This window comes from Halorubrum trapanicum, from assembly GCF_017873555.1.
GTDB classification, from domain to species: domain Archaea; phylum Halobacteriota; class Halobacteria; order Halobacteriales; family Haloferacaceae; genus Halorubrum; species Halorubrum trapanicum.
Window position 1 is genome coordinate 230,156 of sequence record NZ_JAGGKE010000003.1, and the last position, 19,915, is coordinate 250,070.

General features: G+C 69.9%; 23 protein-coding genes. 17 read left to right on the forward strand and 6 right to left on the reverse strand.

The window, feature by feature from the left end; translation table 11 throughout:
• Window positions 1-4: 4 nt before the first annotated feature.
• From J2744_RS05335 to J2744_RS05380, 10 genes are all read left to right on the forward strand, one after another.
• A complete protein-coding gene (locus J2744_RS05335) occupies window positions 5-214 on the forward strand; it encodes a hypothetical protein (protein WP_209545470.1) in 210 nt (69 codons plus the stop codon).
• A 99-nt stretch (window positions 215-313) separates the two neighbouring features.
• Window positions 314-1,591, forward strand: a complete 1,278-nt coding sequence (gene hisD, locus J2744_RS05340; protein WP_209545472.1) for a histidinol dehydrogenase — start codon at window positions 314-316, stop codon at window positions 1,589-1,591.
• A 244-nt stretch (window positions 1,592-1,835) separates the two neighbouring features.
• On the forward strand, window positions 1,836-3,065 hold the full coding sequence (phnD, locus tag J2744_RS05345; RefSeq protein WP_245203202.1) for a phosphate/phosphite/phosphonate ABC transporter substrate-binding protein: 1,230 nt from the start codon (window positions 1,836-1,838) through the stop codon (window positions 3,063-3,065).
• A gap of 7 nt (window positions 3,066-3,072) precedes the next feature.
• Window positions 3,073-3,954, forward strand: a complete 882-nt coding sequence (gene phnC, locus J2744_RS05350; protein WP_209545474.1) for a phosphonate ABC transporter ATP-binding protein — start codon at window positions 3,073-3,075, stop codon at window positions 3,952-3,954.
• Window position 3,955: 1 nt separating this feature from the next.
• Window positions 3,956-4,756, forward strand: coding sequence for a phosphonate ABC transporter, permease protein PhnE (gene phnE, locus J2744_RS05355; protein WP_209545475.1), 801 nt, complete (start codon window positions 3,956-3,958; stop codon window positions 4,754-4,756).
• Entirely contained in the window at window positions 4,753-5,553 is an 801-nt protein-coding gene (gene phnE, locus J2744_RS05360; protein ID WP_209545477.1) for a phosphonate ABC transporter, permease protein PhnE, read from the forward strand. Before phnE (J2744_RS05355) ends, phnE (J2744_RS05360) begins: the two co-directional genes overlap by 4 nt.
• On the forward strand, window positions 5,550-6,257 hold the full coding sequence (locus J2744_RS05365; protein ID WP_209545479.1) for an HAD family hydrolase: 708 nt from the start codon (window positions 5,550-5,552) through the stop codon (window positions 6,255-6,257). The genes phnE (J2744_RS05360) and J2744_RS05365 overlap by 4 nt, the downstream gene beginning before the upstream one ends.
• A 97-nt stretch (window positions 6,258-6,354) precedes the next feature.
• Window positions 6,355-6,729: a HesB/IscA family protein gene (locus J2744_RS05370; RefSeq protein ID WP_209545481.1), complete on the forward strand. Its 375-nt coding sequence runs from the start codon at window positions 6,355-6,357 to the stop codon at window positions 6,727-6,729.
• Between the two features lie 91 nt (window positions 6,730-6,820).
• Window positions 6,821-7,066 (forward strand): DUF5816 domain-containing protein, encoded by a 246-nt coding sequence (locus J2744_RS05375; protein WP_209545484.1) that lies wholly within the window; start codon window positions 6,821-6,823, stop codon window positions 7,064-7,066.
• A 100-nt stretch (window positions 7,067-7,166) separates the two neighbouring features.
• On the forward strand, window positions 7,167-7,505 hold the full coding sequence (locus J2744_RS05380; protein WP_209545486.1) for a DUF7116 family protein: 339 nt from the start codon (window positions 7,167-7,169) through the stop codon (window positions 7,503-7,505).
• A gap of 118 nt (window positions 7,506-7,623) precedes the next feature.
• Here J2744_RS05380 and J2744_RS05385 read toward each other — a convergent pair whose 3' ends face one another.
• Window positions 7,624-8,232: a hypothetical protein gene (locus J2744_RS05385; protein ID WP_209545489.1), complete on the reverse strand. Its 609-nt coding sequence runs from the start codon at window positions 8,230-8,232 to the stop codon at window positions 7,624-7,626.
• Window positions 8,233-8,546: 314 nt separating this feature from the next.
• Between J2744_RS05385 and J2744_RS05390 the strand changes: the two genes are divergently transcribed.
• The 5 genes from J2744_RS05390 to J2744_RS05410 all read left to right on the forward strand — a co-directional run bounded on the left by J2744_RS05390 (window position 8,547) and on the right by J2744_RS05410 (window position 13,335).
• Window positions 8,547-8,747, forward strand: a complete 201-nt coding sequence (locus J2744_RS05390; protein WP_209545491.1) for a dodecin — start codon at window positions 8,547-8,549, stop codon at window positions 8,745-8,747.
• 413 nt (window positions 8,748-9,160) lie between these two features.
• Window positions 9,161-10,468 (forward strand): alanine--tRNA ligase-related protein, encoded by a 1,308-nt coding sequence (locus J2744_RS05395; protein ID WP_209545493.1) that lies wholly within the window; start codon window positions 9,161-9,163, stop codon window positions 10,466-10,468.
• Window positions 10,465-11,481: an AIR synthase family protein gene (locus tag J2744_RS05400; RefSeq protein ID WP_209545714.1), complete on the forward strand. Its 1,017-nt coding sequence runs from the start codon at window positions 10,465-10,467 to the stop codon at window positions 11,479-11,481. Before J2744_RS05395 ends, J2744_RS05400 begins: the two co-directional genes overlap by 4 nt.
• A 67-nt stretch (window positions 11,482-11,548) precedes the next feature.
• Window positions 11,549-12,733: an acyl-CoA dehydrogenase family protein gene (locus tag J2744_RS05405; protein WP_209545495.1), complete on the forward strand. Its 1,185-nt coding sequence runs from the start codon at window positions 11,549-11,551 to the stop codon at window positions 12,731-12,733.
• The gene (locus J2744_RS05410) at window positions 12,730-13,335 is read left to right on the forward strand and encodes an HAD family hydrolase (RefSeq protein ID WP_209545497.1); all 606 of its coding nucleotides are present in this window, start codon (window positions 12,730-12,732) and stop codon (window positions 13,333-13,335) included. Before J2744_RS05405 ends, J2744_RS05410 begins: the two co-directional genes overlap by 4 nt.
• Before the next feature lie 33 nt (window positions 13,336-13,368).
• On the opposite strand, the gene J2744_RS05415 is transcribed toward J2744_RS05410, so the two are convergent.
• A complete protein-coding gene (locus tag J2744_RS05415; RefSeq protein ID WP_209545498.1) occupies window positions 13,369-13,731 on the reverse strand; it encodes a DUF5822 domain-containing protein in 363 nt (120 codons plus the stop codon).
• Window positions 13,732-13,879: 148 nt separating this feature from the next.
• Here J2744_RS05415 and panB point away from each other — a divergent pair, with 148 nt between their 5' ends.
• Window positions 13,880-14,686, forward strand: coding sequence for a 3-methyl-2-oxobutanoate hydroxymethyltransferase (gene panB / locus J2744_RS05420; RefSeq protein ID WP_209545499.1), 807 nt, complete (start codon window positions 13,880-13,882; stop codon window positions 14,684-14,686).
• A gap of 44 nt (window positions 14,687-14,730) precedes the next feature.
• On the opposite strand, the gene J2744_RS05425 is transcribed toward panB, so the two are convergent.
• The 4 genes from J2744_RS05425 to J2744_RS05440 form a co-directional block, all read right to left on the reverse strand.
• Complete coding sequence (locus J2744_RS05425; RefSeq protein WP_209545500.1) at window positions 14,731-15,609, reverse strand: CPBP family intramembrane glutamic endopeptidase; 879 nt, start codon at window positions 15,607-15,609, stop codon at window positions 14,731-14,733.
• 102 nt (window positions 15,610-15,711) lie between these two features.
• Window positions 15,712-16,302, reverse strand: a complete 591-nt coding sequence (locus J2744_RS05430; protein ID WP_209545501.1) for an NUDIX hydrolase — start codon at window positions 16,300-16,302, stop codon at window positions 15,712-15,714.
• Window positions 16,303-16,352: 50 nt separating this feature from the next.
• On the reverse strand, window positions 16,353-16,808 hold the full coding sequence (locus tag J2744_RS05435) for a hypothetical protein (RefSeq protein WP_209545502.1): 456 nt from the start codon (window positions 16,806-16,808) through the stop codon (window positions 16,353-16,355).
• Between the two features lie 48 nt (window positions 16,809-16,856).
• The gene (locus tag J2744_RS05440; protein WP_209545503.1) at window positions 16,857-18,344 is read right to left on the reverse strand and encodes a DNA polymerase Y family protein; all 1,488 of its coding nucleotides are present in this window, start codon (window positions 18,342-18,344) and stop codon (window positions 16,857-16,859) included.
• A gap of 310 nt (window positions 18,345-18,654) precedes the next feature.
• On the opposite strand from J2744_RS05440, the gene J2744_RS05445 reads away from it, so the two are divergent.
• The gene (locus tag J2744_RS05445; protein ID WP_209545505.1) at window positions 18,655-19,911 is read left to right on the forward strand and encodes an RNA-guided endonuclease InsQ/TnpB family protein; all 1,257 of its coding nucleotides are present in this window, start codon (window positions 18,655-18,657) and stop codon (window positions 19,909-19,911) included.
• Window positions 19,912-19,915: the final 4 nt, after the last annotated feature.

Here is a 19,915-nt window from a genome sequence, read left to right on the forward strand (position 1 = left end):
CCACATGGACCGATCCCGGTTCGTCGCCCTCGCGGTCGCCGCGTTCGGACTCGTGTTCGTCTCCTTCCTCCTCCGCGGTATGACCAGGCTGGTGGCGCCCTACGAGGTCGCCGTCGCCGTGTCGGCGCCCGTCTTCCTCGCGGCGGCCGCGCTGTTGGCCGGTCTCTTCGTCCTCGCCCTCCTCGACGTGACCGGGATCCGCCCGCTGGGGTGACCCGGCGGCCCGATTCCGCCCGGCGCGACGCCCGCTCGGTCGACGACACCGACTTGACCGAGTCGGAACGCCCTTGCCCCACCGACTCCGTGTACTCGTATGGACGTACGAACCGTCGCGGACCTCTCGCCGGCCGAGCGGCGCGCCTTCTTCCAGCGCGACGCCGGCGTCGAGGGGGTCCGCGAGGACGTGCGAGGCATCGTCGAGCGGGTCCGCGAGGAGGGTGACGTCGCGGTCCGCGAGTTCGCCGAGGAGTTCGACGGCGTCGCCGTCGGCAACGTCGACGTGACGGACGAAGCGGAGCGGGCGCACGACGAGCTGGCCGACGCGGACGACCCGATCCTCGACGCGGTCCGGGAGGCGGCCGCGAACATCCGCGAGTTCCACGAGCGTCAGCGCCCCGAGGACTGGCGCGACGACTTCGGCGGCCGGGAGCTGGGGCGGCGCTTCCGCCCCATCGACCGCGTCGGGGTGTACGTGCCCGGCGGCGCGGCCGCGTACCCCTCCAGCGCGCTGATGGGCGTCATCCCCGCGGTCGTCGCGGGCGTCGACCACGTCGCGGTCGCGACCCCGCCGGCCGACGAACTCAACCCGGTCACCCTCGCGGCGATCCACGAGGCGGGCGCGGACGCGGTGTACCAGGTCGGCGGCGCGCAGGCTATCGCCGCGCTCGCGTACGGGACGGAGACGGTGACGCGGGCACAGAAGGTGGTCGGCCCGGGCAACAAGTGGGTCACCGCCGCCAAGTCGATCGTGCAGGGCGACGTCGAGATCGACTTCCTCGCCGGGCCGAGCGAGGTGCTCGTCCTCGCCGACGAGACGGCCGACCCCGAACTGGTCGCGGCCGATCTGGTCGCGCAGGCCGAACACGACCCGAACGCCTCCGTGGTCGCGGTCACCGCAGACGCCGACCTCGCCGACGCGGTCGCCGACGCGGTCGACGCGCAGGCCGCCGAGCGCGAGCGCGAGGAGACGATCCGGGCCGCCCTCGACAACGACGCCTCCGGCGTCCTCCACGCGCGATCGATGCCCGAGGCCGTGCTGTTCGCCGAGGAGTACGCCGCCGAGCACCTCTCGATCGTGGCCGACGACGACGAGGCGCTGTTAGACCGGATCACGAACGCCGGTTCCGTCTTCCTCGGCCCGTACTCGCCCGTCGCCGCCGGGGATTACGCGGCCGGGACGAACCACGTGCTGCCGACGAACGGCGGCGCGAAGCGGTACGGCGGGCTCTCAGTCGACACCTTCCTCCGGTCGTCGACGGTCCAGCGGCTCGATCGCGACGCCCTCGACGACCTCTCCGAGACGATCACGTCGCTCGCGGACGCCGAGGGACTCGAGGCCCACGCCGAGAGCGTCCGGAAGCGGTTCGAGTAGGTCGGCCGGCCGTTCGCCGTCTACCGAGCCTCCTTCTCCGTCCGCCGAGCCGCCTTCGCCCACCGAGCCGCGTCTTCGTCCGCCGCCTCGTCTCCGGAGCGATATATACCGAGTTATACGACACTTTTCCACTCGTAGCGGTCCGATCGGTACGTTCCGGTTTGGACCGTCACGAACCGGTACGACACGCCATATTCGGCTCATAGCAGCCTTCTTGCCCCGAAAAACGGGCTATCAATCCGTAATGGTGGACCACACCGGGAGACGGCACGAATCGAGTTCCAGGCGGCGGTTCCTTCTGGCCGGGGGCGCGGCGGCGATCACCGGACTCGCCGGGTGTTCCGGCGGCTCGGGAAGCACCGGCGGCGACGGCGGCTCCGGCGGAGACGGCGCCTCCAGCAGTACGAACTCCGCCTCGGGCGACGGCGGCTCCGGGGAGTCGGGCGACCCGCTGCTGGCGGACGCGAGCGAGTTCGACCCCGAGAGTCCGAACTGGGAGGAGAACAACTACCTCTCGACCCCCCTCATCGACGCGGGCTACGAGCGCGGGAGCCGCACCGACTTAGAGAGCATGGGGAGCCGCGAGGTCGACGAGGTCCCGCACGGCGAGCCGGTTCAGGAAACTCCCGACGACGAGAGCGAGTGGCTCGAACCCGACACGCTCGTCTTCACCGAGAGCCCGAGCGAGGACGTCCAGGGGCGCTACGAGGAGGACTTCCAGGCGGTCTTCGACCGTATCGAGGAGGAGACCGGTCTCCCGGTCGAGTACAACCGCGTCAACAGCTACGCCGCCTCCGTGGAGGCGATGCGCTCCGAGCGGGCCCACATCGCGAACTTCTCGACGGGGACGACGTGCTTCGCGGTGAACCTCGCCGGGGCGGTCCCGTTCACGGCCGGCATCGCGCCGGACGGCTCGTTCGGCTACCGGCTGTTCGCGACGACGCGGGCCGACGCAGACGGGATCCAGAGCGTCGAGGACTTCGCGAACGACGACGTGCGGATGGCCCACGCGGAGCCGGCCTCGAACTCAGGCCACCAGGCGCCGTCGGCGCTGTTCGACCAGTACTTCGACGTGACCGCCGGCGAGGACTACGAGATCAACTTCTCCGGCGGCCACTCGCAGACCACGCGCGGCATCGCCGCCGGCGACTACGACGCCGGGCCGATCTGCTCGACCTGCTTCCTCGACACCGTCGAGGCCGACAGCAACCTGAGCTTCGACGAGTTCAAGGTCGTCTGGGCGTCGAACCCGTTCCCCAACGGGCCGGTCGCGTACCGCTACAACCTCCACCCCGACATCCAGGAGGGGATCCGGAACGCGTGGCTCGACTCCGACTTCGCCGGGACGGCGTACGCCGAGCGCACCGGGTACGAGGAGTACGTCCCGATCGAGTACCGGCGCCACTGGTACGATATCATGGTCATCCAGCGGTACAACGACGTCGAGTACACGCAGGGCGCGCTGAGCGAGTGAGACGCGGATGACGCTGGACGTCACCGGTCTGCGGAAGACCTACGAGAGCGGCGACGAGGCGCTGAAGGGCGTCGACCTCACCGTCGACGGCAGCGAGACGACCGCGATGATCGGCCCGAGCGGCGCCGGGAAGAGCACCTTCATCAGGTGCGTCAACCGGCTCACCGAGCCGACCGCGGGGACGGTCGAACTCGACGGGACCGACCTCACCGCGCTCGACGACGACGGCCTCCGCGCGGCGCGCCGCGACATCGGAATGATATTTCAGGAGTACAACCTCGTCGAGCGGCTCACCGTGATGGAGAACGTGCTCACCGGGCGGCTCGGCTACGTCTCCGCGTGGCGCGCGTTCCGCCGGAACTTCCCGCCGGAGGACGTCGAACGCGCCTACGAGGTGTTAGAGCGCGTCGGTCTCGCGGACATGGAGAACAAGCGCGTCGACGAGCTGTCGGGCGGGCAGCGCCAGCGCGTCGGCATCGCCCGCGCCGTCGTCCAGCAGCCGAAGATCCTGCTCGTCGACGAGCCGACCTCCAGCCTCGACCCCGAGACGTCGAACACGGTGATGCGGCTGCTCACGGAGATCGCCGCCGAGCGGGAGGTGCCCGTGCTGATCAACATCCACGAGGTCGACCTCGCGGTCGACCACGCCGACCGCATCGTCGGACTCCACGACGGCGAGGTCGTCTTCGAGGGGTCGGCGGACGATCTGGGCGACGACGCGCTCGACCGCGTGTACCGCGGCGGCGACCCCCCGGAATCGCGCGAGCCGACCGCGTCCGAGTCCGAGGCGGTGATTGAGGACGGCGCCGCGAACGACTCGGTCGTCCGGGACGGCGTCGTCTCGGCGGACGGTCGCGCCCCGGACCGGTCGACCTCGGGTGGGTCCTGAGATGGCGACCGAACGGCGCAGTTGGCGGCGACCGACGGCGTTCGGCCGGCGGGAGTTCAAGTGGGCGGCGTACCTCGCGGTCGTCGGCTTCTTCCTCTGGTCGGCGTGGGGGATCGGCGCCGATCCGGCGCGGATCGCCCGCGGGTTCGGCCGCGGGCTGACGCTGCTCGGCGACTTCCTCCCGCCGGAGGCGACCCCGCGACAGGCGCAGCGGATCGTCGACAAGATGGTCGAGAGCGTCGCCATGGCGATGATATCGACGGTGACGGGGATCGCGATCAGCGTCCCGGTCGCGTTCATGGCCGCGGAGAACCTCTCGCCGAAGCCGCTGTACTACCTCAACCGCGGGTTCATCTCGCTGTCGCGCGCGCTCAACGCGATCATCGTCGCAATCCTCGTCGTGAAGGCGGTCGGACTCGGTCCGCTCGCCGGGATCATCACGATCACCTTCAAGACGGTCGGCTTCTTCGCGAAGCTGCTCGCGGAGGACTTAGAGGACATCGACATGGGGAGCGTCGACGCCGTGCGGGCGACGGGCGCGTCCCCGGTCCAGACGCTCGTGTACGGCGTCGTCCCGCAGATAATCCCCAGATTTGCGGGCCTGTCGGTGTACCGCTGGGACATCAACATCCGGACCTCGACGGTCGTCGGCATCGTCGGCGCGGGGGGGATCGGCTCCGTGCTGCTCACCGCGTTCAACCGCTACTCCTTCCAGTACGTCTCCGCTATCCTCGTGGCGATCATCGCGGTCGTCCTCGTCGCCGAGGGAGTCAGCGCGGCCGTCAGACGGAGGTACCAATGAGCGAGGTCGACGCCGCGCGCTCGTGGCGGCGGTTCGACCGGCGCCGCCGGATCGGCCGATTCGTCGGGGTGCTCGCCGCGCTCTCCGTCTTCGTCGCCTCGTGGCGCTTCCTCGACACCGGGATCACGAACGTCGAGACCGTCCCGCGGGAGATCCGCGACCTCCTCACGCGGATGTACCCGCCGGACGTGGCGTACGCGCCGGAGATCGTCGACCCGCTCGTCGAGACGCTCCACATCGCGGCGCTCGGCACGCTCGGCGCCTTGGTGCTCGCGGTCCCGGTCGCGCTGCTCGCGGCGGAGAACACGACGCCGAACGCGGTCACCTACTGGCTCGGGAAGCTGGTCGTCACCGTGAGCCGGTCGGTGAACACGATCGTCTGGGCGCTGATCTTCGTCGTCGTGTTCGGCAGCGGTCCCCTCGCGGGCGCGGTCGCCATCGCGTTCCGGTCCGTCGGCTTCCTCGGGAAGCTGCTGGGCGAGGAGATAGAGGAGATCGACTTCGGGCAGGTGGAGGCGGTCCGCGCCGCCGGCGCCTCCTCGACGCAGGTGCTGCTGTACGGCATCCTCCCGCAGGTGAAGCCCGCGCTCGTCGGTCTCAGCGTCTACCGGTGGGACATCAACGTCCGCGACTCGACGATCCTCGGGTTCGTCGGCGCCGGCGGGATCGGCGTCCAGCTGTTCCGCGCGGTCAACGCCTTCGCCTGGCAGTCCGTCTCGATGATCCTGATCGTGATCCTCGGCGTCGTCCTCGCCAGCGAGGGACTCTCGGCGTCCGCACGGAGGATGACGAGATGACCGCGCTCGGCGACGGGGCGGTCGTCCTCTTCGACATGGACGGCGTGGTCCTCGAAGGCAGGGAGACCGACCCCGCGGTCCGCTCGCGCGCGCTCGACGACGCGCTCGACGACCGCGGGCTAACCGCCTCGGCGTCGCTCCGGCGGCCCTTGGAGCGCGCCGCCTACGACGACGAGTTCCGGGCCGCCTGCGAGGAGCTCGGCGTCGACCCTCCGAGGTTCTTCCGGGCGCGCGAAGAGCGGACCGCGAAACGAGCCGTCGAGCGCCTGTCGGCCGGGATGCGACGCCTCCACCGCGACGCGGACGCGCTCGACGCGCTGGCCGACCGCGCGCCGATCGGTCTCGTGAGCAACAACTACCACCCGACCGTCGAGTTCGTCGTCGACCACTTCCGGCTCGACGCGTTCGCGTTCGTCCGCGGCCGCGACCTCGGTCCCGACGGGTTCCGGCGGCGGAAGCCCGACCCGCACTACCTGAACGAGGCGCTCGACGCGCTGGACGCGACCGGCGGGATATACGTCGGCGACCGCGCGACCGACGTTATCGCCGCCGAGCGCGCGGGACTCGACAGCGCGTTCCTCAGGCGCGACCACAACGCGGGCCGCGCCCTCGACGTGGAACCGACCGTGGAGATCGGGAGCCTCCGGGAACTCGTCGATCTCGTCGATTCCGGGGCGATCGGTCCCGAAAGCGAGAGGTCCTGAAACTGGGACCGCGGTTCGCCGGTTTCCTCCGACCGTCTCGGTCGTCCGAACTGCTCCCGCCGGCAGGGTTTTGAGTGTCCGCGCCGAACGCGTTCGCATGAGTACCGAACCGGCCGACACCGGGAGCGAGGGGAACGACCCGGCGATCGAGGTGACCCCGGACGCCGCCGAGGAGGCGCTCTCGCTTCTGGAAGGCGAGGGCCTCGACACCGACATCGCCGGACTGCGGCTGTTCGTCCAGCAGGGCGGCTGCGCGGGGCTGTCGTACGGCATGCGATTCGACACCGAGCCGGAGGACGACGACCTCGTCGTGGAACACCACGGGCTTCGGGTGTTCGTCGACCCCGCGAGCAAGAACTACATCGGCGGGAGCACGCTCGACTACGAACACGGGCTTCAGGCGGCCGGCTTCGAGGTCGAGAACCCGAACGTCGTCTCCGAGTGCGGCTGCGGCGAGTCGTTCCGGACGTAGCGGTTTCGCCTGCGGCCCGGGTTTCGTTTCCCTTCCTGCTCCGCGAGTCGTGAGTCCGCCGCTTAAGTCGCTCCGCCGGGTAGCGGGAGCCATGAGTCTGGAAGCGTCGACGACGCCGAGCGGGGAGCGGGTGTACACCGACCGGTCGCGAACCGAGCGCGGGGCGGACGGTCCCTTCTACCTCGTGTTCGAGGACGAGGCGGGCGAGTCCCGCTGGGGGTTCCGCTGTGGCAACTGCGAGTCGTTCGACACCGCGATGGACACGATGGGACGGATCCAGTGTACCGAGTGCGGAAACCTCCGGAAGCCGGACGAGTGGGACGCCGCCCACGAGTGAGGTGTCCGCGGCTCTCCCAGGCGTTCCGGCCGGTGCTCTAATTCTCCGCGACCGAAATCGTGAGAAAGTTTATCACGGTTGGCGCCGAATCTCGGCGTAGATGGCCACCGCGAGCATCCCCCCGACGACCGAGGCCAGAGACGTCTTCCGCGAACTGGGATACACCGTCTCCGAGGGCGGACGAGAGTTCGTCGCGGAACGCAAGTGGCGGCGCGTGCTCGTGACGGTGCTGTGTCTGGACGACGACGACCTCGATCCGTATCTCGCGGACGGCGGTGACACACCGCGGCTCCGGTGTTTCGTCACGTGGCGCGACCGCGCGGCCGACCTCCAGGAACGGCTCGTCTCCGCGAAACCCCCCTACGACTGGGCGGTCATCGGCATCGACCGCGACGGCGAGGACTTCGCCGTGATGGAAGGCGCGCCGGGAAGCCCGTAATCGGGGACGGCGACCCCGCGTCTCCGCCGCCCGTCTGTTGACTGACCGCCGCCCGTCCTTCGAGCGACCGGTTTCGTGAACGCTCGTGCGACGCGCGGCCTCTCCGTCTCGACGCCGCTCAGCGCTTGGCTTCTCTGACGCGCTTGCGGACGTCGCTCATCGCCGCGTCGACCGTGTCCGTGTTCGTGGAGCCGACGCCGATCGTGTCGCCGCCGGAGGTCCGGATCTCCAACACGCTGCGGCGCCCGTCCTGGTGGGACTCCACCGCCGAGATCTGGTCGTAGTACAGCTCGCGGTTGCTCCCGCCGGCGACGCTCTCCCGGGATTTCATGTCGAACTCCGCGCCCTTGTTGACGTTCACCGACGCGTCCGTGACGACGAGCGTGTTCGTCTTGTACGTCTTCGACGGCTCCACGAGCGGCGGCGAGTCGCCCATCCCGTAGGTGAGGCTGTACGTGTTCGCGGAGTCGACCTCGATCCCGCGGGCCCCTTTCCGCTCGGACTCGGAGATGAACCGCGACAGGAACGAGTCGTAGTTGTCGTTGATCGTCCGGGTACCCCAGACGTAGACCGCGCCGCCGGCCAGTATCCCGAGCACGAAGAACGTCCCGACGGCGTCGATCGCGGCCCCGACGATCGTGAACAGGACCGTCACGGCGATGATCGTTATCTTGGGATTCCAGCCGAGCTTCCACTGTATCTCGTTAACGTCTTCTTCAACAGACATCACGATCATCTGATAGAACTGCGTTATTAAGCCTACGCAAGCCCACATATATTGCTACGATTATAATTACATACGTCTGAAACTTATACGCCTATTCGAACTAAATCGGTCCTAAGACGGGTTTAATGGTTGTCTGAGCGCGATCTTGAGATTCGTGTACTGATATATTTTAAAAATAGTCGGCATTCAAATACTTACTATCTGCCTGTGTGATCCGTATTTAACGCTGATAGGTCCGCTCCCGGCCGTGTCGCGTCTCGGCGCGTCCGAGGACGCGTATTTTTATCCCCCCGTGTTCCCTACCAGCACGCGACATGGTATTCAAGAAGATAACGCTGATCGGGACGAGCGACGAGAGCTTCGACGCCGCGGCCGACGAGGCCATTGACCGCGCCGAGGACACGCTGGAGAACGTCTACTGGGCGGAGGTCGAGGAGTTCGGGGTCGAGCTTCAGGGGGACGCCGACCGCGAGTATCAGGCCGAAGTCGAGGTCGCGTTCGAACTCGAAGGCTGAGCGGAACGCGGTTTTTGATCGTTTGTAGGCGATAGCGCACACCGCGACCGTCCAGTCATCCGTCTCTGTGGCCACGGCGAACACTCCCGAAGCCCCAGCCGGGAGGACTCGCGCACCTCGCTGCGGTCCTCAGTCGCTCGCGTTGCTCGCTCCTTGCGGTCCTTACGTCGGTGTGCTTCGTCCTCCCGGCTGCCCCTTCGATTCCCGCCCCGCCCAGCAACCACACCTCGTGCCTCCCCAGCCTCGCGGTTCGCTCGGGGCTCCCTCCGGTCGCCCCTCTCTCACCGCGTCCCTCGCGCGTGCTGCTCGGCCGCAGAGCGGCCTCGCAGGCACGCGCCACCGCACCGCCTCGTTCATTTATAAACGATACCACGGCGGCCACCTATTTACCCGACCGCGCCTACGACCCGGCAATGACCGCTTCACGCGCGCCGGCCGAGCCGACGGTCCGGGAGTTCGAAGCGACGGTCGACCGCGTCGACGGCCGCGAGGTCGTCCTCGACGAGACGTACTTCTACCCCGAGTCCGGCGGCCAGCCGGCCGACAGGGGGACGCTCGACGGCCACCTCGTCGACGACGTGGTCGAGCGGGCGGGGGAGGTCGTCCACGCCCTCGACCCCGACGCCGATATCGATCTCGTACCGGGCGACGAGGTCACGGGCCTCGTCGACGACGCCTTTCGCACCTACTGCGCCCGGGCGCACACCGCCTCGCACGTGCTGTACGGCGCCGCGCGCCGGATCGCCGACGACCTCGGCTACGCCGGCTTCGACATCTCCGAGACGAAGGTCCGCGTCGACCTCACGACCGCCGAGCCGCTGGACGACGGCGACCTGATCGAGCTGGAGCGACTCGCCAACCGCGCCGTCTGGGACTCGCTGCCCGTCTCGTGGGCGACCCACTCGGCCGACGAGGCCCGCGCGATCGACGGGATCGCGTTCAACACCAAGACCGAGGAGGGCGCGATGCGCGGCGACGCGGTCCGCGTCGTAACGGTCGGGAGCGACGCGGCGGCCGGGAGCGACGCGGCGGCCGGGAGCGACGTGGCCGCCGGGGGCGACGCGGCGGCGGACCCGGACGCCGACCCCTGGGACGTCGCCGCCTGCGGCGGCACCCACGTCGAGAACACCGCGGAGATCGGCCCGATAACGGTGCTGGACCGGTCGAACCCCGGAGAGGGCGTGACCCGCGTCGAGTTCGCGGTCGGCCCGACCGCGATAGACCAGATCGGCGCGGTCCACGGCGCCGCGCTCGACGCCGCGACGACGCTCGACGCGCGCGTCGGCGACCTCCCGGACGCCGTTTCTCGGCTCCGCGAGGAGACCGACCGACTTGAGGCGGCCCTGCGAGACGCCCGCGAGGAGCTGCTCGCCGCCCGCCTGCGCGAGTTCCCGACCGCCGAGGTCGACGGCGCGCGCTGGGCGATCGGGACCGTCGACGACGCCGACCCGAACGAGCTCCGAGAGCCGGCGACCTCGGCGGTCGGGGGCGACGACGACCTCGACGCCCTCGCCGCGGTCGGCACCGGCGACGCTCCGTTCGTCGTGGTCGCGGTCGACGGCGACGCGATCGACGCCGACACTGAAATCGACGCCGGCGACGCCGTGGACGCGGTCACCGACGAGTTCGGCGGCGGCGGCGGGGGAGGCCCGACGTTCGCGCAGGGCGGCGGGCTCGACGCCGACCCCGAGGCCGTCGCGGCGTGGCTCCGCGAGCGATGACCGGCAAGCTCGGTCCCGACGCGCTCGCGGCGGCGCTCGCGGCGACCGGCGCGGCCGACGGCGCGGTGACGCAGGGACCGGCCTACGGCGAGGACGCGGCCGCGATCGACCTGACCGGCGCCGGGGAGACCTTGGTCGTCGCGGCCGACCCCCTCTCGCTGGCCGCGGAGTCGGTCGGAACGCTCGCGGTCCACGTCGCCTGTAACGACGTCGCGGCCAGCGGCGCCGACCCGCGATGGCTCACGCACACCCTGTTCCTCCCCGACGACGACCCCGCCCGGCTCCGGACCGTCGCCGATCAGGTCGACGCGACCGCGCGCGACCTCGGCGTCGCGGTCGTCGGGGGCCACACCGAGGTGCTCGACGCGCTCGACCGTCCCCTCTGCTCGATGACGGCGCTGGGGACGACGGACCGCTTCGTGTCGAGCGGCGGCACGGAGCCGGGCGACCGGCTCCTGCTCACCAAGGGGGCGGCGATCGAGGCGACGGCGATCCTCGCGACCGACTTCCGCGAGGAGTGTCGCGAGGCGGGCGTCCCGGCCGCGACGCTCGACGCCGCCGCCGGGTTCCTCGAGGAGGTGAGCGTCGTCCCCGACGCGGCCGCGGTCCGCGACGCCGCGACCGCGCTCCACGACCCGACCGAGGGCGGCGTGGCGACCGCGCTCCTCGAGATGGCGTCCGCGAGCGAGACCGTTCTCGCCGTCGAGCGCGACGCCGTCCCGGTCCGGCCCGAGACCCGGGCCTGCTGTGACGCGCTCGGCGTCGACCCCCTCGCGACGTTCGGCTCCGGCGCGCTGCTGGCGGCCGTCCCGCCGGAGCGGGTCGAGGACGCGCTCGGCGCGCTCGACGCGGCCGGGATCGAGGGGGCGGCGATCGGCGTCGTCGAGTCCGCCGAGGGCGGCGAGAGCGGCGATGGGGCGGCGGGGACCGTCCGGATCGACGGGGAGCCGCTCGCGGGGCCGCCCCGGGACGAACTGTACCCGCTCTGGGAGGCGCGCGAGGCGGGGGAGTAAGGCGAGTCGACGCCGCAATCCCCTTCCGATCGCTCACCTTTTTCGGTGAGGGAGCGAAGTCGGTGACATGACCGGAGCACGCGTCGGGTCGGCGCTCACCGACGAGCAGGCGGCGATCCGCGACCTCGTCGAGGAGTTCGCGGCCGAGGAGGTCCGACCGACGGCCGCGGCGGCGGACGAGACGGAGACGTTCCCGGAGGACGTGTGGGACGGGCTGGCGGAACTCGGCCTGACGGGGCTGACGGTCCCCGAGGAGCACGGCGGGTTCGGCGCCGACGAGACGACCTACGCGGTCGTCAACGAGGCGCTGGCTCACGGGTCGCTCGCGGTCGCCACCGCGCTCTCCGTCCACTGCCTCGCGACCTCCTGTCTCGCCGAGTTCGGCACGGACGAACAGCGCGAGACGTGGCTCCCGGAGATGGCGGAGACGGGCCGGCCGGTCGGCATGTTCTGTCTCTCCGAGCCGCACGCCGGCTCGAACCCGGCGGAGATGTCGACGACCGCGACCTACGACGCCGATACCGACGAGTATGTCCTGAACGGCGAGAAGCAGTGGATCACGAACGGGCGGCGGGGCGGCGTGGCCATCGTCTTCGCGAAGGTCGCGCGCGAGGACGGCGACGGCGGTCCCGACGAGACCGACGACGCGATCACCCAGTTCCTCGTCCCGGCGGACACGGACGGCTTCGAGGTCGGTAAGAAGGAGGAGAAGCTCGGGCTGCGCGCGTCGGACACGACCGGGATCACGTTCGACGACTGCCGGGTCCCCGCCGAGAACCGGCTCACCGAGCCGGGGAAGGGGCTTTCGGCGGCCTTCCGGACGCTCACCGAGGGCCGGATCGGCATCGCGGCGCAGGCGGTCGGCGTCGCGCAGGCCGCGCTCGACGAGGCGGAGTCGTACGCGACGGAGCGCGAGCAGTTCGACCGGCCGATCGCGGACATCCAGACGATCCGGCACAAGGTCGCGGAGATGTCGACGGACGTATCGGCCGCGCGGCTGCTCGTCCGCGAGGCCTGCCGGCAGGCGGAGGCGGGCGAGGACTACCGCGTCGCGGCCTCGAAGGCGAAGTACCGCGCCAGCGAGGCCGCCACCTCGGTGACGAACGAGGCGGTCCAGATCCACGGCGGCTACGGCTACACGACCGAGTTCGACGTCGAGCGCCTCTACCGCGACGCGAAGATCACGGAGATCTACGAGGGGACGACCGAGATCCAGAAGACGATCATCGCCCGGGGGGTGTTCGGCGAGTGACCCCCGGATTCGACGAGGAACCTGTCGTCTCCGACTCGCCGCTCGCCGGGTACGACGCGGTCGTCTACGACCTCGACGGCACCCTCGTCGAACTCGCGGTCGACTGGGACGCCGTCGCGGACGCGGTCCTCGACGTGTACGCCGAGCGCGCGCTCATTCCGCCGACTGAGGAGCTGTGGAAGCTGCTCGGCGCGGCCGACGAGTACGGGATCCGCGCCGAGGTCGAGGAGGCGATCGCGCTCCACGAGCGCCCTGGCGCTCGCGAGTCCGCGCGGCTCCCGCTCGGGGATCGACTGAGCGAAACCGCGGACGGCGGCGGTCCGCATCCCCCCGCGGGCGTCTGCTCGCTCAACTGCGAGGAGGCCTGCCGGATCGCGGTCGAGACCCACGGACTCGACGAGGCCGTCGTCTCGGACGCGATCGTCGGTCGAGACACGGTCGAGAGCTACAAGCCGGACCCGGAGTCGCTGCTCGCGGCGATCGATCGACTCGGCGCGGCGCCCGAGGACGCCCTGTTCGTCGGCGACTCGCGGAGCGACGCGGTCACCGCCGAGCGCGGCGGCGTCGACTTCGCGTGGGTCTCGGATCTCCTCGCCGAGTAGCGCGCGCCGAGAAGGGAGGGCCGGCGCCCGCGCTCAATCGTCTCTTTCCGCTTCGGCGTCTGTGTCGTCTCCGCCGGCGCCGTCGGCCTCGTCCGAGTCGCCACCGTCCGAGTCGCCCTCGCCCGCCCCGTCCTCGCCCGCCCCGTCCTCGCCCGCCCCGCCGTCGCCCGCCTCGGTCCGTCTCGCGTACAGCGCGACGGCGACCGCGGTGACGAACCATATCGGGGCGCCGACCCGGACCGCGAACGCGGCGCGCGCCCCCCACGACTCCAGCGTCACGAGCGTCGACAGCAGGGCCACGGCGGGGGCGCCGACGAGGATGGTGACGACGAACGTCGTCTGCATCACCCACGCGTAGTCGACCCCCTCGTACTCGGCCCGCTCGACTGGTTGCACGCGACGGACTCGGGGGGCGAGCGGCAAATCGGTGGCGGTCGGCGATCCGGGGCGGTCGCCGCCGGATCGTCGAGTGCGTCCGGGGAACCGCCGCGCCGCCTTTCCGGTTCCCGACGATTTTACGGCGTCGCGGGGGTGACTCCGAGGCATGACCACGACGCGGGGACTCCGGGAGGGCGACGATCCGATCACCATGCTCACCGCCTACGACGCCCCGACGGCGGCGGTCGTCGACGAGGCCGGGATCGACGTGGTCCTCGTCGGCGACAGCATGGGCAACGCCGCCCTCGGCTACGACTCCACCCTCCCCGTGACGTTCGACGAGGTCGCGAGCCGGACCGCGGCGGTCGCCCGCGCGACCGAGGACGCGCTCGTCGTCGCCGACATGCCGTTCCTCTCGTTCGGCGTCGACGAGGCCGAGTCCGTGCGCAACGCGGGGCGCCTGCTGAAGGAGGCGAACGCGGACGCGGTGAAGATCGAGAGCGGCCCGCACACCGTCGAGACGACCCGGCGCATGACCGAGGTCGGGATCCCGGTGATGGCGCACCTCGGCTTGACCCCCCAGCACGTGAACCGGCTCGGCGGCTACACCAGACAGGGGACCGAGCAGGACGCCGCCGAGGAGATAATCGACCTGGCGGGGGCGCACGCCGACGCCGGCGCGTTCGCGCTCGTGTTGGAACACGTGCCGGCGAACCTCGCGGGCGCGGTGACCGAGGCGCTGGAGATCCCGACGATCGGTATCGGGGCGGGACCGGACTGCGACGGACAGGTGCTGGTGATCAACGACGCGGTCGGGCTGGGCGAGTGGTCGCCGCCGTTCGCGAAGCGGTTCGGCGACGTGCGCGGGGAGATGGTCGACGCCGTCGTGGCGTACCGGGAGGCGGTGACGAGCGGCGAGTTCCCGGCCGCGGAGCACTCGCACGTCGAGGAGGACCTGGACGACCTGTACTGATCCGCGCCGATCGCGTCACGCGCGATGGCCGACTCGGACGCGACTCAGACCGGGAGGACCCCGAGAACCGCCGGGAGGTCGCTCGGGTCCACCCGCGTCACCGTGACGTAGAGGGCGGTGAACAGCACGGCGTTGTGAAGCCCGTGGAGCAGCGCGGGGACGACGAGGTTCTCGGTGTACTCGTACACCGCGCCGAACACGAGGCTCGGCACGAACAGGATGGAGACGGTCGTCAGCCGCGCGGAGAGACCGCCGGTCAGCGCCATCACGTGGATGGTCGCGAAGATGGCGGCCGAAAGCAGGATCGACGGGACCGCCGGCAGCGACTCCCGGAGCCGTCCCTGGACGACGCCGCGGTAGAGGATCTCCTCGCAGGGACCGATGACGAGGAACGACGCGGCGATGAGAAGCGGGATGATCGACGGGTTTCCCATCGCCAGCTCCGCGCTCTGATTCGCCGCGGTCTCCGTGCCGAGCAGCTGAACGATCGTCGAGACCGCGAGGATCAGGATGAGGATCACGACCCAGCTGCCGAGCACGATCCCGATCTCCTTGAGGCTCGGCACCCGGACGCCGAGGTACGAGACGATCCCCTCGCGGTCGAAGCCGCGCCACGCGAGGTAGCCGACCGCCAGCCCGCCGAAGGCGACGTACTGGCCGAAAAACAGCGTGAGTGCGACGTTCGCGGTCAGGGAGAGGCCGCCGGTCAGCGCGTCGATCGCGAAGACCGCGACCCCGCTCGCGAGCGCGATCAGCGGTCCGAGCACGCCGAGGACCAGCGCGGTCGCGACCGCGATACCGGGCGACCCGCCGCCCCGTCCCGGACCGTCGGCGTCGTCGGAGACGGGGTCCGAGTCGATGTCGTCGAACTCGTCGCGAACCCCGCCGTCCGGGGTCAGGTCGCCGCTGGAGGGATCTGTCATTGCCTCGGGTAGGACCCGCCCGGCAAAATGGTTGTCCGTGTCGGAAGCCGGCGCGTCTCCGAGGACCGCGGTGACGACGCCGCCGCGACCCGCACCGCCGGACTACCGGTGGAGCAGTTCGTACCACAGCACCGCGGTGACCGCCCGCCCGTCGCGCAGGCCGTCGTCGACGACCGCGGCGAGCAGGTCGTCGTACGGCACCGTCTCGACCGCGATCGACTCGTTGTGGTCCAGCTCGCGCTCGGCGGTCGGCTCGCAGCCGGTCGCCAGCACGTGGTGGTGGACCGAGTTCGCCATCCCGTTCGTCGGCTCGACGGTCGTCAACCGCTCGAAGGCGGCCGCCTCGTACCCCGTCTCCTCGGCGAGCTCGCGGGCCGCGGCGCGCTCGATAGCGTCCGTGGTCTCGGGATCGCCGTTCTCCGAGTCGCTGTCCTTCGGTTCCCCGTCCTCCGGCTCCATCGTCCCCGCGGGGATCCCGCGGTTCACCCGGCCGACCGCCTGCCGCCACTCGTCGATGACGACGACGTCGCCGTCGGGGGTCAGTGGGAGCACCACGACCGCCGGCGGCTCGTCGACGTAGTGGAACCCGTCAGTCTCGCCGTCCGGAAATCGCACCTCGTCCCGGCGCACGTCGAAGCCGGGGCAGGCGTAGTCGACGGCCGAGTCGAGCGTCTCCCACGAGAGGTCGTCCATGCGTCCGGGTCGGCGCTCGGGCACCTAAATCCCCGCACTCCGCGGGGGCGCTACTCGGCGGGAGCGTCCCGTCGCCGGTCTCGGGCCTCGTCGACCGCCCGGCTCGCGGCCGTCCCGACGACCCACGCGACCGTCCCCAACGCGAGGGCCTCGACGCCGACGAAGACGAGTCCGTCGAGTTCGACGAGCGCGGCGACGCGCTCCCCGAGGGGTCGACCCGGGAGACCCAGCAGGTAGTGGTCGGCGTTGCTCCCGAGCAGCGCCCCGTAGACGGCGACCCACGCGAGCGCGATCCCGGCCCGCCGGTAGGCGAGGACCGCGGCCGCGAGGACGCCGAGGGCCGCGGCGTCGACCGCGAGGAACACGACCCCGCCGGCGTGAGCGAAGACTCCCAGCGCGTAGGCGGCGAAGGAGACGAGAAAGCACAGCGGCGGGACGAGGAGTCGATGCCGACGCGGCGAGCCGTTCGGGTTCGAGCCGAGGAGGACGCGGCGAGCGAGGGACATACCCGCGAGTCGTTTCGACCGCGTATTGAATCTACGCGTCAGCGCGGCTCACGACCAGTCGCCGAGCGACGCCTGCCCCTCGTCGGTTCCCCGTCGCTCGCGGTCCGCCCCCGATCCGGACTCGTCGCCCTCGCGGTCCGGCGGCCCGTCGACCCAGTCGGTGAGCTTGCCGCCGTCGCCGCTCTCGTTCCGTGCCTCTCGGTTTCCGCCGTGCGCTCGGTCGCCGTCGGCGGCGTCGGCGGCGGCGTCGAACCCGCCGAGCGTCGCCTGGTCGGTCTCGGCGAAGTCGAGCTTGGAGACGCGCACGCCGAGCTTGCGGACCCGCGTCTCGTCGAACTCGGCGAGTAAGTCCAGCGCCACCTCCTCGACGAGGTCCGGGTCGTCGACGGGACCGGGGAGGCTCCGGGCGCGGGTGTTGACGTCGAACGGCGGCTCCACCGCCTTGATCCCGATGGTCTGATACAGGCAGCCCCGATCACGGGCGCGGCGGGCCACGTCGACGGCGAGCGCCGACACCGTCTCCCGCTTCGTCGACTCGTCGGCGGTCGTCGGTAGCGCCGACTCCCGCGAGAGGCTCTTCGGGAGGCCGGTCGGCGTTACCTCGCGGTCGTCGTCGCCCGCGGCGCGCCGCGAGAGCTCCGGCCCGCGCTCGCCCAGTTCCTCGACGAGTCGGTCGCGGTCGGCGGCGGCGAGGTCGCCCGCGGTCTCGATCCCCAGCTCCGCGAGGGTCTCCTCGGTCACGGGACCGACCCCGTGGACGTCGGCGGTCGGCAGCGGCGCGAGGAACTCCGCGACCGACCCCGGCGGCACGACGACCAGCCCGTCGGGCTTGTCGGCGTCGCTGGCGACCTTCGCGGCCGACATGTTCGGCGCGACGCCGACGCTCGCCGGCACGCCGGCCTCCCGCTCGATCCGGTCTTTCACGTGGCGAGCGTACCCCTCGGCGAGCGTCCGCGCCTCGGCGGGCCCCGCCGCGCCGCTCGGCGGCGGGTCCGGGGCGTCGGTGTCGCTCCGATCGTCGTCGCCACCGTCCGCCGTCCCGCCGCCGCCCCCCGCGACCGCCCACGAGGTCCGGTCGGTGACGTCGAGGTACGCCTCGTCGATGCTCACCTCGCGGCGGGTGTCGGCGCAGTCGCGCAGGACCGCCTTCACCTCGCCCGCCACCTCCTCGTAGAAGTCGAGGTCGACGGGGAGGTACCGCCCCGTCTCCTCGGGGGCCGGCGCGTCCGGGTCGTCGGGGTCCGCGTCGACGCGGCGGGGGAGCAGCTCCAGCGCCTTCGAGATCGGCATCGCGCTCTCGACGCCGAACTCGCGGGCCTCGTAGCTCGCGGTCGCGACCGCCCCGATCGACTCGCCCGGCTCGTACCCCATCCCGACCACGACGGGTTCGCCCGCGAGGTCGGGGTGACGCAGCCGCTCGCAGGAGGCGTAAAAGCAGTCCATATCGACGTGACAGACGACGCGGTCGGGGGCGTCGCCGTCCTCGTCGCCGGCGCCGGGGAGCGTCTCCCCGGAGACTGGCGTCCCGCCGTTCATCGCGTTCGGCTCCGCGCTCCGCGGCCTTAAGAACCGGCCACGCGCGCCGGAAGTGGAACGCGGGTCTCCCCAGACTCCGATTTCGGCGGCCTTCGGCGCGGATGGCGCAGATCGTCGCCAGCTCAGATCCAGATCCGATAGCCGGGTCGGTAGTCGTTTATATAGAGCAAGGAGAATACCCGCGCCTTTAGGCGCGGGATGAATCCGACACTCTGACCGCCAATCCACGACGACACCCCAGCCGGATATTCCACGTCCAGTCGGTAGTTTTAACCTATATTGTTACATAACGTGTTATGAAGTCAGTACGATGTTAGAGACGACCCGCACCTATGTCGCACGCATCACGAACCACCAACAGGTTCGTGATGACCTCGATCAATGTGGGTTCTCTACATCCAAACTGTGGAACGTCGGACGCTACTACATCCAACAACGATGGGACAAAACCGGTGAGATACCTGACGAAGCCGAATTGAAGTCGGAGTTGAAAGACCACGAACGCTACAGTGACCTCCATTCGCAGTCAAGTCAGCGAGTTCTCGAAGAGCTTGCTGAGGCGTTCACGGGCTGGTACAACTCCGACGACGGCAACAACCCACCCGGCTACCGGAAACGTGGCGACGACCACCCGCGCTCCACCGTCACGTGGAAAAAACGAGCCATCAAGCACGACACGAAACACGGTCAACTTCGCCTCTCGAAAGGCTTCAACCTGAAAGAGTCGCGGTCTGACTTCATCCTCGCAGAGTACGAAACGCGCCCCGACGTAGAAGTCGAGAACATCCAGCAGGTGCGTGCCGTCTGGAACGGCGACGAGTGGGAACTCCACCTCGTCTGTAAGAAAGAGATACCCGTCAAAGACGCACCCGGCGACAACACGGCAGGTATCGATCTCGGCATTAGCAACTATCTCGCCATCGACTACGAAGACGGGGCGAGTGAACTGTATCCGGGGAACGTGCTGAAAGAGGACAAGCACTACTTCACCCGCGAGGAGTACCAGACCGAAGGCGAGAACGGCCCAAGCAAGCGTGCGAGGAAAGCCCGGCAGAAACTCTCCCGGCGTACAGACCACTTCCTTCACACACTCTCGAAACACATCGTTGAACGCTGTGTCGAAGAAGGAGTGGGGAAGATTCTGGTTGGCGACCTCAGCGACATCCGCGAGGATGAAAACGGCGATTCGCGGAACTGGGGTGCGTCGGGGAACAAGAAACTCCACGGTTGGGAGTTCGACCGATTCGCTCATCTCCTCGAATACAAAGCCGAGGAAGACGGTATCCTCGTTGACCGTGTAGACGAGGAGAACACGAGTAAGACGTGTTCGTGTTGCGGACAGATTCGTGACAGCAACCGAGTGGAGCGTGGTCTGTACGTCTGTTCGTCGTGCGAGACGACGATAAACGCAGACGTAAACGGTGCAGTAAACATCCGCCGAAAGATAACTCAGAGTCCCCCGACAGGGGATATGAGTAACGGCTGGTTGGCACAGCCCAGAGTCTTCCTGTTCGACCGCGAGAGCGGACGGTTCACACCGAGAGAACGAGAAGACTGTAAACCGTAATATC